Raw genomic sequence first — 14,077 nt, forward strand, 5'->3', positions numbered from 1 at the left:
CGGTTTACCCCCCAAATCCCTGTCGAATTCCGGCCAGCGTGTTTGACGGGGCGCCTAAGATCAAAAGCCCGATCAAAAGCCAGATCAAGATCACGATCAAGAACGGCTCGCTTCGCATTGTGGTTTGTGCTGGTGTCAGCTACGGCGCCATTCATCCGGGGAGATGCCCAACACCCGGCGGAACACATGGGCCAGGTGCGATGGCGATTCGTAGCCGACGTTGTTGGCGATCTCCAGCACCGACAGGCGTGTATGCCGCAGCAGGGTTTGCGCCCGTTCCAGGCGCAGCCGTTGCACATAGGCCAACACCGTCTCACCGGTGTGCTGCGCAAACAGGCGGGTCAGGTGTCGGCGGGACAGATGGAACACCGCCGCAATGTCATCCAGCCCTGGCGCATGCTCGAGATTGCCTTCCACGTAGGCTTTCACATCGCGCACCAACATGGCGCCATGGCGCTCGGTGGAAGAGCGTTGCAAGCTCGGCTGGCTAAGGGAGATCGCCAGGCATTCGAGCAACAACAGGTGATCGGCCTGGGCCAGTTGGCGGTGGCGATCTACGTAGGGGTCGGGTTGGCTGAAGGCTTTTTTCGCCAGCAGCAAATGGTGCAGCGGCGCGGAGGTTTGCCAGATGCCCAGGGTGGGCACGCGCAGCAGGCGATTGGCGTCACCGGACAGGTCACGCAGGGCGTAGCGCATGTAGTCAGGGTCGACGTAGAACGCCAAGTGGCCCTGGCTGGCCGTGAGTGATGAGGACGAATGGCTGCATTGCGGCGGTACCAGCACGAATTGGCGGTCGATCACCGAGGTGCTGCGCCCGCTGTCTTCGTCCTTGAAGCGCAGCAAGCCGTGCTCGGGCACCATGAGCATGAACTCGTCATGGGCATGGGCCCCGGTTTCATAGGCGCCATTGGAATTGAAGACGCTGTAGATATCACGCATCGCCAGGCACTGCCGGTGGGTATTGGAATGCCGACACTAGCATGTTTGGTGCCAGTGAAAAGCAGCGTCCCTGCTGCAAGCATTGTTAAGCCAACGGCACTCGGCGCGTGGTCAGGGCCATCCGCCCTACCAGGAAGCTCAAGGCCGCGCCCAACAACAGCATGGCCAAGGTGCTCCAGGCCGCACGGGAGAGCTGTTTGGCCGCGACTTCGCCGGCTTCACGGGCTTTCTGCTCGGCCTGTTGCTTCAGTTCATCAACCTTTTGCATGGCCTGCTGATAGGCCTGGGCGTAGTTGTCGACGATCTGGGTAGCTTCTTCCTTGCTCTTGCCGGTGCGGGCCGCAACGATATTGACCAATGCGTCTTTATCCGCTGCATTCAGCGCGGGCTCACCGGAAGCCTTGACGCGTTCGAACCATTGCTTCAGCGCATCGCCAGCCTGGGCAGGGTTGCTGGCTGCGGCGGTCGCCGACTGCTTGCCATCGGCAGCGGCCTGGTCGGTTTTCTGTTCGACGTTGGCCGGGTCCAGTTCAGGCTTGCCACTTTGCTTGAGCAAGGTGTCCAGCTCGCCTTGCAGGCTGTTCCAGTCCAGTTGGATGCCCTGCTCGTTCAACTGCTGCTTGACGCTGTCGCCAATGCCCGGTGCTACCGCAGCAATGCCGCTGCCGGCAGCCGACAGACCTTTACCTACCACATTGCCGGCGGTGCCGACGACACTGGCGGCCAAGCCCGCCAGCAGCCAGGTGGTGAGCAGCGTGGTGAGGGTCCAGGTCAGCACGCCGTGCAGGCCGCCGCGATCAGGGGCCGTGCGGCCGGCCACAAAGGCGCCGAGGCCAACAGCGACCAGGGTCGAGACAAACAGCCAGATCCCGGCGCCCGTGCCGAACCCACTCAAAGGGTTGCCGGCTTGCATGGGGTCGACGGCGCTGGCGCCGATGGCGGTGCCCAACACACTCAGCACCAGGTAACTCACCAGGGCAACTGCACTCCCGGCCAGTACCGCACTCCAGGACACGCGAAACGGCGAACGGTTGGTTTCATAGACAGGGGTCATGATTGATCCTTTTTGCGTTATTGACCGCCTCAGTCTGGCGAGCCAAGTACCGCTCGTCCCCGCGCAAATGCACCGGGATGAATAGTGCATTTGCACCCCACCCCAGGCAATTGGTCTGCACTATCCTGAAGCCCCGGTGTCGTAATTCCACGCGTCTAAAACCCGGAGAAACCATGACCCAGGATGTCCTCGCCAAAGAAACCAACCGCCGCCAACTGCAGCAGATTGTCTCCGGGGTATCCGACGGCATCATCCTCGCGGAAGTCGACCAAACCATCCTCTGGGCCAACGAAGCTGCGCTGAACATGCACGGCATCGATGACGTCGCTGCACTGGGTGCCAATACCCAGGCCTACGCCGAACGATTTGCCCTGCGCTATCGCAACAACCACCCGGTGCTGTTGGAGAACTACCCCCTCGCCCGCGTCGCCGCTGGCGAAGAGTTCAGTGACGTGGTGGTGGAAGTTTCCCCGACCGAGGACGCCGACAGAACCTGGGTCCATCGCCTGCGCAGCCTGGTGATCAGTGACTCCCACGGTGAGCCGGAATTGCTGGTGCTGATCCTCAGCGACGCCACCGAATGGGCCAGCGCCGAACAGCGCTTCGAAAAAACCTTCAACGCCAACCCGGCGCCGGCGGTGATCTGTCGCCTGAGTGACTTGCGTTACATCAAGGTGAACCAGGGCTTTCTGGAGATGACCGGCTACAACCGCGACCAGGTCATCGGTAAATCCGTCTATGAGCTGGACGTGCTGGAACAGGCCGAGCGCAAGGACCTGGCCATCCAGCGCCTGGGCGAAGGTGCGACCATCCCGCAGATGCAGGCCGAGCTGCGCCTGCCTGAGGGCGGCAGCAAACTGGTGATCGTCGCGGGGCAACCGCTGGACATGAACGAAGAGGACTGCATGCTGTTCTCCTTCATGGACCTGGAGCCGCGCCGAAAGGCGGAAATCGCCCTGCGCCAGAGTGAGGAGCGCTTCGCCAAATCGTTCCGCCTGACGCCGGTGCCGACCCTGGTGTGCAGCGCCGCCAACCGCCAGGTGGTGGACATCAACGAAGCCTTCATGAGCATCACCGGCTATATCAGCGAGGAACTGATCGGCAAATCCATCGAAGACATCGACTTTATCGACAGCCCGCAGGCGGCCGCGCAGTTGTTCGCCAACCTGGAAAAAGCCGGCAACCTCGACGGCCAGGACCTCAAGGTGCGCAAGAAAGGCAACGAGGTGATCGACTGCGTGGTCTCCGCCGACACGGTGATCATCCAGGACGTGCCCTGCTATCTGCTGGTGATGATGAACATCACCGAACGCAAACGCTCGGAGCTGGAACTGGTGGCGGCCATCGAGGAAGTGATGCAGGACGCCTCCTGGTTCAGCCAGACCCTCATCGAAAAACTGGCCAACGCCAAGAGCGTCAACAGTCCCAGCCAACCCAATATCGCCTTCACCGACCTCACCGCCCGAGAGCGAGATGTGCTGGGGCTGATCTGCGAAGGCCTGGCTGACAAGGAGATCGCTTCGCGCTTGAAACTGGCGCCCAACACGGTGCGTAACCATGTGGCAACGGTGTATTCCAAACTGGGTGTGCACAGCCGCAGCGCAGCGATCGTCTGGGCCCGTGAACGCGGGCTGTTTGCCGGTGAATTGCGCCTCAAGAATAGGCCGTGAAAGTACAAATGCACTAGTGCACTTAGTGCGAATTCGCCTTATTGCAGCGGGCAGCACGCCATAACCTTCAAGCATCGAACTTATGCCTGAAGGAACCCGCATGTTTACCCTCTCTCAACTGCGAAATTGCATCGAAGAAGGCCTGTCGCCGCTGACGTGTGAATTCACCCTGTGCCGGGACGCGTCCCTGACCCTCAAGGTCTACGACGCCGAGACCGGCCGTGTGGACCTGGTGGTGACCGGGATCAGCACCAATCGACTGCAGACCCCGCAAGAAGTCGAAAAGATGGTGGAAGAATTGCGCTACGAACTGCAGAGCAACACCATGGGCAAGCTCACGCTGGATGACTTGCCTTCAACGACGCACCAATGAAATAAAATATCCCGCCCGCGACGATGAACGCCCCCAGCATGTAGAACATGTAGTAGGCCGGCAGGCTGGCCAGTACCAGCCCACACAACACCGGCCCCAACGCGGCACCCAGGTTGGACAGGTTCTGCGCCCCGTAGTACATGCCGCGCAGGTGGTCCGGGGCGATGCGGTCGATAAACATGTACTCGGCCGGAAACACGATGATCTCCCCCACCGTGAACACCGCCATCGCCAGCACCCACCACAACACGCTGGTGGACAGCGCGAACCCGACGACTCCCAGCAGAAACATGCCCAGCCCCGCGATCAGCCATTGGCCCAGGTAGCGGTGCGAAATACGCCGCCCGATCACGTACTGCAGGGCAATCACCAGCACCGCGTTGGTGCTCAGCACGGCGCTGACCACGGTGTAGGTGTATTCGGCCGTGGTGGTGGTCACCAGGTATTGCGACAGCCACGCGGTGAACTGGCCGAAGACCACCGCACTGAGCACGCCGCCGAGGGTGAAGCAGACCAAACGGTGATCCCGTAAGAGCACCCGGCCGACGGCGAGGAATGGCACCGGCTTTTGCGTGGCATCCACGGTGGTCAGGGTACGGTCGCCCCAGCGCCAATACAGCAGGAAAAAAACCAACCCCAACAGCGCCGAGAGGATGAACGGCAAGCTGATATCCAACTGGGCAATCATCGCCCCGAAAAAAGGCCCCACGGCATAACCGACATTGGTCAGGGTGTACTTGATGGAAAACACTTCGCTGCGCGCCTCTTCGGGCAACAGGCTGGCAAAGCCGGCTTTGACGGCGATATCGATCACCGCGTACGCGAGGTTGATCAGGATCAGGCAGGCATAGAACACCCAGAAATGCTGCACCAGCACCGTGCCGATAAAGCCCAGTACAAACAGCGCACTCAGCCCCAGTAACAGCCGGTAGCTGTTGATGCGGTCGACAAGGAAACCGCCATACACGCTGAGCAATGAGCCGACGATCAGCGAGCTGCCGATGACCAGGCCAACCTGGGTGATGTCGAAGGCAAAGCGGTGGGTAAGGTAAATCACCAGGTAGGGAAAGGTGATGGCCTTGGCCAGCGTCAGCATGAGCGTGGCCGAGAGCAGCAGGTTTACGGTGCGGGGGTAGTTTCTTATTGTGGCAAGCATCCTGCTCTCGATCGTTGAAGGTAACGCGGCATCTATGGCCGGTTACCTTAACCCAGGGCAGGCACTGCAGACACGGTCATTTCTTGACGGGGGTGATCTCGAGAATGGTGCCGTTGGTGGTCTTGAGCAGCACGAATTTATCGCCTACCCGCGTCCATTGGCTGTCTTCCTCAGGCTGCTTGAGGCCGCGATTTTTCCAGTCGCTGACGGCCGATTCCTTGCGCATCAGCATGTCCGGCGCACGATCACCCTCTTTCAGGTCGCGGGTGTTGATGCTCGAAGGTTGCACGGTTTCCTGGGGGGTGTCACCGGCCTGCACGATAAAGCTGGCGGTGGACAAGCTTGTGGCGACCAGCAGGCTGGCAATCAGGGATTTGGCTTTCATGGGTGCTCCTTCAATGAATGATGCGTACCCAGGTTCGGACCGCTGCGATGCGTGATCATTCCATCGGGCCTCTCACTGCCCCAATGGGTTGGGGCCGCTTCATGGCCCAGCGGGAACAAGCCCCCTCGCCACAGCAATGGCTAATCAACTGCCAAGGGTGTGCCTTGATGGAACACCATCTGCCACTGCCCTTCTTCTGCCCGCCATACCGAGCTGCGCAACGAGGTCCCGACTCCGCTCCGGTGGCAGCGATAGGTTACCAACGCTACATGCTCGCTCAGCATTTTCACCACGAACTCGGTCATGCTGCGCGCAGAAAACACCTCATCCTGCAGCCCGTCGATGACCTCGGCCTTGCTGCCCCACACATGGCCGCTGGCGCCGAACTCAACAAAATCATCGGCCAGCAATCGTTCCAATTGCCTTGTATCCGAACGGGTCGTGCTTTGCTGTAGTGCCTGTTCCAGCCCGAACAAGTGCGCGTGTAAATCCATGCTCATTGCCCCCATGAAACAAATCATGTAATTTTTCATGAAATTTATCGAAATAAATTTCATGACCCCACAAGAAGAACTCGCCACCCTCGCCGCACTCATTCACGACCTGCGCAAGCACAAGAAGCTCACCCTCGCGCAGTTGGCGAAAAAAATCGAGCGTTCGGTGGGTTTCCTGTCCCAGGTCGAGCGCGGTTTGTCACGCCCAACCGTGGCGGATTTGACCGCCATCAGCCACGCCCTCGACGTACCCACCACCTATTTCTACAGCCAGCCCAAAGCCAAGGCCGTGGACTGGATCACCCGCCCCAACGAGCGGCGCACGGTGTATTACGCCAATGGCATCACCGACATCCTCGTCTCACCGAGCATGAATGGCGCCTTTTCGATGCTCGACAGCCTGTTGGCCCCCGGTGCCAACAGCGGCGAACAAACCATGAGTGACCGCGCCGAACAAGCCGGTTTTGTGCTGGAAGGCGAGTTGACCCTGTGGGTCGAGGGTGAGGCCGACTCGGTCACCCTCGGCCCAGGCGACAGCTTTCACCTGGCCAGCTTCGCCCATTGCCGCTACGCCAACCTGACCGACCTGCCCGCCCGCGTGTTGTGGGTTTACAACTAGGAGTTGCACCCGTGAAAAGCCATGCCTCCACGTTACTGGCCGAAGTACGGACCTTTCGCCAGAACCATCCCGATGTGCGCTACGTCGACCTGATCGCCCTGGACATTCCCGGGCACTTCTACGGCAAGCGCTACCCCATCGAGATGCTGGAAAAAGTCGCCGCCGGCAGCCCGCTGAAGCTACCGCAGAACGCCGTGCTGCTGGGGGTTCAGGGCGGTCTGTTCAAGATTGGTGATTACTGCTTCAACGACGGCGACCCGGATGCCAACCGCCGCCTGGTGCCAGGCACGCTCAAGCCAGTGAGCTGGGAGTCGCAGCCCCTCGGCCAGATGCTGATCACCTCGGACGGCACCGAAGCGCCCATCGAATTCGAACCCCGAGAAGTGCTGGCCAAGGTGCTCGAGCGCCTCCAGCACAAGGGCATCCACCCGGTGGTGGCGTTTGAACTGGAGTTCTACCTGTTCGACAAAAAGCTCGACAACGGCCTGCCGCAATTCGCCCGTGACCCACTGAGCGATGACCCCGACGACCAGCCCAACTTGCATATCGAACGGCTGTCGCGCTTCGGCGATGTGCTAGACGACATGGCGCAAACTGCCAAGGACCAGGGCATCGACATCACGGTGATCACTGCCGAGATCGGCCCCGGCCAGTTCGAGATCAACTTCGGCCACCTCGACGATGGCATGCGCGCCGCCGACTGGGCCGCCCTGTTCTGCCGCAGCACCCGTGGCGTGGCGCTCAAGCACGGTTACCGCGCCAGCTTCATGGCCAAGCCGTACCTGCAATACCCCGGCAGCGGCATGCATGTGCATGTCAGCCTGTATGACGGCGCTGGCAATAACCTGCTGGCGGCGCACCAGCAGCAACCGCTGCGGCACGCTGTGGCCGGCTGCCTGGAATTGTTGCCCCATTGCATGCCGATCTTCTCGCCCAACCACAACGCCTTTCGCCGCCTGGGCGGTACGGTCAACGCCGCCACCCGTGCCAGCTGGGGCTTTGAAGACCGTGACGCGTGCGTTCGCATTCCCGAGTCCGACCCACGCAACCTGCGCATCGAGCACCGGCTGGCCAGTGCCGATGCCAACCCGTACCTGGTGCTGGCGGCGATCCTCGTCGGCCTGGAGCACGGCCTGGAAGCCAAGCGCGAACCTATCGCCCCGCTGAACGAAGATCGCAGCAGTGGCACCGACTTCCCACTGGAAATGCTCGACGCGGTACGTGCCATGCAGCACCAACCGGTATTGCGCGATAAGCTGGGCGCCGAATTTGTCGACGTGTACTGCGAAAACAAACGCCAGGATCACTTGGCCTTCCAACAAGAGATCAACGCGCGGGAATACCGCTGGTTTCTCTAACCGCCACTTTCTCTAACCGCCACCGGAATCACCGATGACCGACCAAAGCGCCCCGGCCCTCAAGGAAATCTTCAACGTCGAACGCCTGCAACACATCGCCGATGAAATGACAGCGGTGTACCCGGCGTTCGACGCCAAGGGCTTCCTCAAGCACGCCAAGGCCGGGTTGGCCGAGTTGTCGGTGATGCAGCGCATGGCGCGGGTCAGCGAAAGCCTGCACACGGTGATCCCGCTGGATTATCCGCAGACCCTCAAGCTGCTGCAGGCCCTGGCACCGCGCCTGAACAACGCGTTTGTCAGCCTGTTCCTGCCGCATTTCGTGGCAAGTTACGGGTTGCACGACTTCAAGCGCTCCATGGCTGCTCTTAAATACTTCACCACCTTTGGTTCCGCCGAATTCGCCATCCGCCACTTTCTGCTGCACGACTTCCCGCGCACGCTGGCGGTGATGCAAGCCTGGTCGCTGGATGACAACGAACACGTGCGCCGCCTGGCCAGCGAAGGTTCACGTCCACGCCTGCCTTGGTCATTCCGGCTGGCCGAAGTGCAGGCCAACCCCGAGCTGTGCGCATCGATCCTCGACAACCTCAAGGCCGATAACAGCCTCTACGTACGCAAGTCCGTGGCCAACCACCTCAACGACATCACCAAGGACCACCCGGACTGGGTGCTCAGTCTGATCGAAGGCTGGAACCTGGATAACCCGCACACCGCGTGGATCGCCCGCCACGCCCTGCGCAGCCTGATCAAGCAAGGCAACACCCGCGCGCTGACGATCATGGGTGCGGGTGCCAAGGCCGAGGTGAAGATCCACCACCTACAGGTCACGCCGGCGGTGATCAACCTGGGCGACCGCATCAACCTGTCGTTCAGCCTGGAGTCCACCGCCACTACCCCACAGAAACTGGTGGTGGACTACGCCATCGACTACGTAAAAAGCGCCGGCCACAGTGCCGCAAAGGTGTTCAAGCTCAAGGCGTTTACCCTCGGCGCTGGCGAACTTCACAGCATCCGACGTGAGCAACATATCCGCGAGTTGACCACGCGTAAGCATTACCCCGGCAAGCATGTCGTCCATGTGCTGATCAACGGCGAGAGGCTTGCCAGCGCCGACTTCGAACTGCGAAACGACTGACACAAATCAAAGAAAAGGCTCTAGAACGGGCCTTTCAGCCACATAAATTGTCGAACAATCCTGGCTTTCTCAGTTGCGATCCATTATCATCCAGCGCCTTCTCGCTACCCACCGGGTAGCTGTTTCAATGTGTCACCCGAGGCGCCCATGTACCGTTTTTCGTTTCACCGCCCCCTGATTGCCATCAGCCTGGGGCTTGTTGCTCCTGGCGTGTTTGCCGCGCTGCAACCCCTGGCCGAAGCACCACTGGCCAGCGACACCGAGCTGCACTGCCACTTCAACCGCGACGCCAGTACCGACTGCACCACCACCTACCGCTATACGATCCTCAAGCCGAGCGGCCGCGAAATGCTCTCGCGCATCGACTTTGATTATTCCGAAGGCGACACCTTTGAAGTGATCAGCGCGCAGTCCACCCAGCCAGGCGCCAAGCCAGTGGCGCTGGATGCGACGCAGATCGACACCCGCACCGCGCCCAATCCGGACCAGGGCTTCAGCCGCAACAAACAGACCTCGCTGGCCTTCCCCAACCTGCGCGTCGGCACGCAGATTCGCTACACCGTGCGCGAGCACCACGCCGCCAAACCCTTGATGACCCAGTTTCACTACGTACTCAAATTCGGCGCCAGCCCGGCGCGGCGCGACCGGTTCAAGGCGCGTTTTACTGCCGAGCGCCCCATCCAGTGGCGCAGCGAACTGTTCGAGGGTTTCAGCGTAACGCCGTCGCAGAATGGCAAGACCCTGGACGTGGTGCAAAAGGCTCCGACCTACCTCAACTACATCAACGAAGCCTCCAACGCCGCGTTGCTGCGCATCCCACGGATCGAGATGGGCAGCGCCCTGGAGCGCCAGGCGTACTTCGGGGCGTTCGCGCAGCGCTACAACCAGATCCTCGGTGCCAACCTGCCGCCACAAGCTGCTGCCGCCGTGGTTGCCGTGCGCGGTTTGGCGCCGGCCGAACAGATCGCGGCATTGATGCAGCACATCAACGATCACTATCGCTACCTGGGTGATTGGCGGGCGACAGAGCGCGGCTACGTGCCCTTCAACCTCGCTGAAATCGAACAACACGGTTATGGCGACTGCAAGGACCTGGCAATCCTGCTGACCGCCTTGCTCAAGGCCAGTGGCATCAAGGCCGAGACCGCCTGGGTCAGCCGGGGCGATGTGGTCGAGTCGCTACTGATCCCCGGCACCCAGGCGCCGAACCACGCCATCGTGCGCGCCGAAGTGGACGGCCAGGTGTGGTGGCTCGACCCGACCAACCCGGTGTTCGCCCCCGGCCAGGTCATGCCCGATATCCAGGACCGCTGGGTGCTGGTCAACGACGCCCAGGGTCAGGTGCGCGAGGAACATATCCCGCTGGAACGCCCCGAAACCACCCTGCGCCTGGACAAACAGGTGCACTACGACAAACAAGGCAACGGCGCGACCCAGGCCACGATCACCTTCAGTCGCCTGCCGCTGATGCAACTGAGCGTCGCCGACCGCCAGCAAGGCAGCACCGCCACCGACCAGGACATCTGCGCCAACTTCGGCAACGAGATCAGCGACTGCCAGATCACCCGCCCGGCCACCGGCTTTGTGGTGCATGACGGCTATACCGTCACGGCCAAAATGAATGATCAGCGTGCACTGGAAAAGCTGGCGAATGACTACGTATATAGCGATGAATCGCTCAAGAGTCGTTGGGATGGTTTTATCAACTACCGCCGCCAAGGGCAGCAGGCCGAGCTTGATCTGGGCAACCCGCAAACCCATGACTACAGCATCACCCTGAGCGGCGGGCGGATGGAAAAAACCATCCCGGGTTGCCAGGTGCGTTCGCCGTGGTATGACTTGGACCTGCAGGGTTCGCAGGAGAATGGCGGGCTGCGTTATCACTATCGCCTGAGCCAGAAGGTGCGTTGGTTGAGCCGTGATGAGATTGTCAGCAAGGCGTTCGGGAAAATGATTGAGGATGCACGGGCTTGCGCGGAGCAGGTGCATCAGGTGGTGAAACTCTAACCCCTCTGTTGGGCAGGCCTGGCATCAGGCCTCGCCCAACAACAACCCCTGCTCCCGCGCGCACAACTCCACCACGTAATCCCACAACACCCGCAGCCGCACCGACTTGTGCAACTCCCGGCGCGAACTGATCCAGTAGCTGCGCTGGATTCCCTCACCCGGCAGCAATGGCACCAAGTCCGGATCGCCCGACGCCATGAAGCACGGCAGCACCGCAATCCCCAACCCGGAGCGCGCGGCTTGGTGCTGGGCAATCACGCTAGTGCTGTGGAACACCACCTTGGGGTTGCGGCAGAAGCTGCTGAGGAATTTGAGTTCCTGGCTGAACAGCAAGTCGTCCACGTAATCGATCCACGCGTGCGCGGCGAGGTCTTCGCGCTTTTCGATCGGTGGGTTGCGGTCCAGATAGGCACGGCTGGCGTAGAGGGCCAGGCGGTAGTCGGTGAGTTTGCGGGTGACCAGTTGATCGACGCTGGGGCGTTCGAGGTGGATGCTGATCTCCGCTTCGCGGTTGAGAATGCTGACAAAGCGTGGCACCGCCACCAATTCTACTTCCAGTCCGGGGTAGCGATCAAATAGCCCACCCATGCGACTGGCCAGGAACATCACGCCCAAGCCTTCGGCCACGCCGAGGCGGATCTTGCCCAAGGGCGCGGCGGAGTGGGTCAGTTCGTCTTCGGCCAACAGCGCGACGTTTTCCATGGCTTCGGCGTGCTTGAGCAGCGCTTCGCCGGCCGGCGTCAGTTCGTAGCCCTGGGCATGCTGCACGAACAGCGCGGTGCCGAGGCTTTTCTCGATCGCCTCGATATGCCGGGCCACGGTGGCATGCGTGGTTTTCAGACGTTGCGCGGCGGTGAGCAAGCGGCCGCTGCGCTGCAGCTCCAGAAAATACCGCAGGTCGTTCCAGTCGAACATGACGCCTTACTCCCTTGGGCATGATTACTGACTAAAGCCTTGCTCATTACCTGTCGTGAGCGAGCTTGCTCGCGCTGGGGTGCGCAGCAGCCCCTTGTCGCCACGACTACGCTGTATCTGACGACCGCGTTTGCCTGGGTGGGGCCGCTTCGCAGCCCAACGCGAGCAAGCTCGCTCACTACAGGAAATTATGTGCAATCGGTTTTTGCGTGGCGTTGTTTAAAAACGCACAGCAGCTGGGTAAAAACTAACATTTTTAAGACGAAAACTAACAACTAGGATGGAGCCAATAAGAAAAACAAGCGAGGCCTCAGATGCCCATTGCAACTGCTGAATACGATTACATCGTCGTAGGCGCCGGCCCCGCGGGCTGCCTACTGGCCAATCGACTGTCCGCCAACCCTGCCCACCGCGTGCTGCTGCTTGAAGCCGGCGGCCGTGACAACTACCCCTGGATCCACATTCCCGTCGGCTACCTGTTCTGCATCGGCAACCCACGCACCGACTGGTGTTTCAAGACCGAAGCCCAGGAAGGCCTGCAAGGCCGTGCGCTGAGTTACCCACGGGGCAAGGTGCTGGGCGGTTGCTCCTCCATCAACGGCATGATCTACATGCGCGGCCAGGCTCAGGATTACGACGGCTGGGCCGCAGAAGGCAACGCGGGCTGGGCCTGGAAAGACGTGCTGCCGCTGTTCAAGCAGAGTGAAAACCACTTTGCCGGTGGCTCGGAGTTCCATAGCGATGGCGGTGAATGGCGCGTCGAACAGCAACGCCTGCACTGGCCGATCCTCGATGCCTTCCGTGATGCGGCCGCGCAAAGTGGTATTGCCAACATCAATGACTTCAACCAGGGCGACAATGAAGGCTGCGGCTACTTCCAGGTCAACCAGAAGGCCGGCGTGCGCTGGAATGCGGCCAAGGCGTTCCTCAAGCCGGTCCGTCAACGCCCCAACCTGACAGTATTGACCGAAGTGGAGGTCGACCGCGTACTGCTGGAAAACGGCCGCGCCTCCCAGGTAATCGGACGCCAGCAGGGCCAGCAACTGAGTTGGAAGGCACGCAAGGAGATCGTCCTGTGCGCCGGCTCCGTGGGGTCGCCAGGCATCTTGCAGCGTTCGGGAATCGGTCCATCCAGTGTGCTCAACCCCTTGGGCATCGACGTACTGCACGAACTGCCGGGCGTTGGTGGCAACTTGCAGGACCACCTGCAACTGCGGCTGATCTACAAACTGGAAAACGCCCGCACCCTCAACCAGATCGCCGGCACGCTATGGGGCAAGATGGGCATGGGCCTGCGCTACCTGTATGACCGCAGCGGCCCATTGTCGATGGCGCCCAGCCAGCTCGGCGCATTTGCCCGCTCGGGTCCGGAACAGACCTCGGCCAACCTCGAATACCACGTGCAGCCGCTGTCACTTGAGCGTTTCGGCGAACCGCTGCACGCATTCCCGGCGTTTACCGCATCGGTCTGCGACTTGCGCCCGCAAAGTCGCGGACGCATCGACATTCGCTCGGCCAACCCGGCGGATGCACCGCTGATCCGCCCCAATTACCTCAGCCATCCGGAAGATTTGCGGGTGGCCGCTGATGCGATCCGCCTGACACGCCGTATCGTCGCCGCCCCGGCGCTGAGCCAGTTCAAGCCAGTGGAATACCTGCCAGGCGATTCGCTGCAAACCGAAGACGAATTGCATGAAGCCGCCGCGCGTATCGGTACTACTATCTTTCATCCGGTTGGCACATGCCGCATGGGCAGCGATAAAGACGCGGTGGTGGATGCGCAACTGCGGGTGCATGGCGTGCCTGGCTTGCGCATTGCCGATGCGTCGGTCATGCCGCGCATCACGTCCGGCAACACCTGTTCACCTACGCTGATGATCGCGGAGAAGGCCGTGCAGCTGATCCTTTCGCCGAATACAAGGAGTCTCGCCCCGGAGAAAGAACTGGTTCATGCAATCTGAATAGCGGCGCC

The 14,077-nt window shown here is 61.1% G+C and carries 13 protein-coding genes; 7 read left to right on the forward strand and 6 right to left on the reverse strand.

Annotated features, from left to right (window positions below):
* Positions 1-135: 135 nt before the first annotated feature.
* On the reverse strand, positions 136-939 hold the full coding sequence (locus tag WH299_RS24620; protein ID WP_122724295.1) for an AraC family transcriptional regulator: 804 nt from the start codon (positions 937-939) through the stop codon (positions 136-138).
* Between the two features lie 85 nt (positions 940-1,024).
* On the reverse strand, positions 1,025-1,993 hold the full coding sequence (locus WH299_RS24625) for a hypothetical protein (RefSeq protein ID WP_126571238.1): 969 nt from the start codon (positions 1,991-1,993) through the stop codon (positions 1,025-1,027).
* Positions 1,994-2,166: 173 nt separating this feature from the next.
* On the opposite strand from WH299_RS24625, the gene WH299_RS24630 reads away from it, so the two are divergent.
* Together WH299_RS24630 and WH299_RS24635 are read left to right on the forward strand one after the other, a co-directional pair.
* Positions 2,167-3,663 carry a helix-turn-helix transcriptional regulator gene (locus tag WH299_RS24630; protein ID WP_339551543.1) on the forward strand — a complete coding sequence of 499 codons (1,497 nt, stop codon included), beginning with the start codon at positions 2,167-2,169 and terminating at the stop codon, positions 3,661-3,663.
* Positions 3,664-3,763: 100 nt separating this feature from the next.
* Positions 3,764-4,036 (forward strand): DUF1652 domain-containing protein, encoded by a 273-nt coding sequence (locus tag WH299_RS24635; protein WP_028619612.1) that lies wholly within the window; start codon positions 3,764-3,766, stop codon positions 4,034-4,036.
* On the opposite strand, the gene WH299_RS24640 is transcribed toward WH299_RS24635, so the two are convergent.
* The 3 genes from WH299_RS24640 to WH299_RS24650 all read right to left on the reverse strand — a co-directional run bounded on the left by WH299_RS24640 (position 3,999) and on the right by WH299_RS24650 (position 6,134).
* Entirely contained in the window at positions 3,999-5,192 is a 1,194-nt protein-coding gene (locus WH299_RS24640; RefSeq protein ID WP_339551545.1) for an MFS transporter, read from the reverse strand. The two genes, WH299_RS24635 and WH299_RS24640, sit on opposite strands and share 38 nt — an antisense overlap.
* 76 nt (positions 5,193-5,268) lie before the next feature.
* Entirely contained in the window at positions 5,269-5,577 is a 309-nt protein-coding gene (locus WH299_RS24645; RefSeq protein WP_323625215.1) for an RcnB family protein, read from the reverse strand.
* Positions 5,578-5,717: 140 nt separating this feature from the next.
* Positions 5,718-6,134, reverse strand: a complete 417-nt coding sequence (locus tag WH299_RS24650) for a nuclear transport factor 2 family protein (protein ID WP_323625216.1) — start codon at positions 6,132-6,134, stop codon at positions 5,718-5,720.
* Between WH299_RS24650 and WH299_RS24655 the strand changes: the two genes are divergently transcribed.
* From WH299_RS24655 to WH299_RS24670, 4 genes are all read left to right on the forward strand, one after another.
* Positions 6,133-6,690 (forward strand): helix-turn-helix domain-containing protein, encoded by a 558-nt coding sequence (locus WH299_RS24655; protein ID WP_339551547.1) that lies wholly within the window; start codon positions 6,133-6,135, stop codon positions 6,688-6,690. The genes WH299_RS24650 and WH299_RS24655 overlap by 2 nt on opposite strands.
* Before the next feature lie 11 nt (positions 6,691-6,701).
* Positions 6,702-8,048, forward strand: a complete 1,347-nt coding sequence (locus tag WH299_RS24660) for a glutamine synthetase family protein (RefSeq protein ID WP_323625217.1) — start codon at positions 6,702-6,704, stop codon at positions 8,046-8,048.
* Positions 8,049-8,082: 34 nt separating this feature from the next.
* On the forward strand, positions 8,083-9,183 hold the full coding sequence (locus WH299_RS24665) for a DNA alkylation repair protein (protein WP_339551550.1): 1,101 nt from the start codon (positions 8,083-8,085) through the stop codon (positions 9,181-9,183).
* Positions 9,184-9,330: 147 nt separating this feature from the next.
* Positions 9,331-11,190, forward strand: a complete 1,860-nt coding sequence (locus WH299_RS24670) for a DUF3857 domain-containing transglutaminase family protein (RefSeq protein WP_339551552.1) — start codon at positions 9,331-9,333, stop codon at positions 11,188-11,190.
* A 24-nt stretch (positions 11,191-11,214) separates the two neighbouring features.
* Here WH299_RS24670 and WH299_RS24675 read toward each other — a convergent pair whose 3' ends face one another.
* A complete protein-coding gene (locus WH299_RS24675; RefSeq protein WP_123474216.1) occupies positions 11,215-12,105 on the reverse strand; it encodes a LysR family transcriptional regulator in 891 nt (296 codons plus the stop codon).
* Positions 12,106-12,419: 314 nt separating this feature from the next.
* On the opposite strand from WH299_RS24675, the gene WH299_RS24680 reads away from it, so the two are divergent.
* Positions 12,420-14,066, forward strand: a complete 1,647-nt coding sequence (locus tag WH299_RS24680) for a GMC family oxidoreductase (RefSeq protein WP_339551553.1) — start codon at positions 12,420-12,422, stop codon at positions 14,064-14,066.
* Positions 14,067-14,077: the final 11 nt, after the last annotated feature.

It is taken from the genome of Pseudomonas sp. MYb541, assembly GCF_037479595.1.
Classification (GTDB): domain Bacteria; phylum Pseudomonadota; class Gammaproteobacteria; order Pseudomonadales; family Pseudomonadaceae; genus Aquipseudomonas; species Aquipseudomonas canadensis.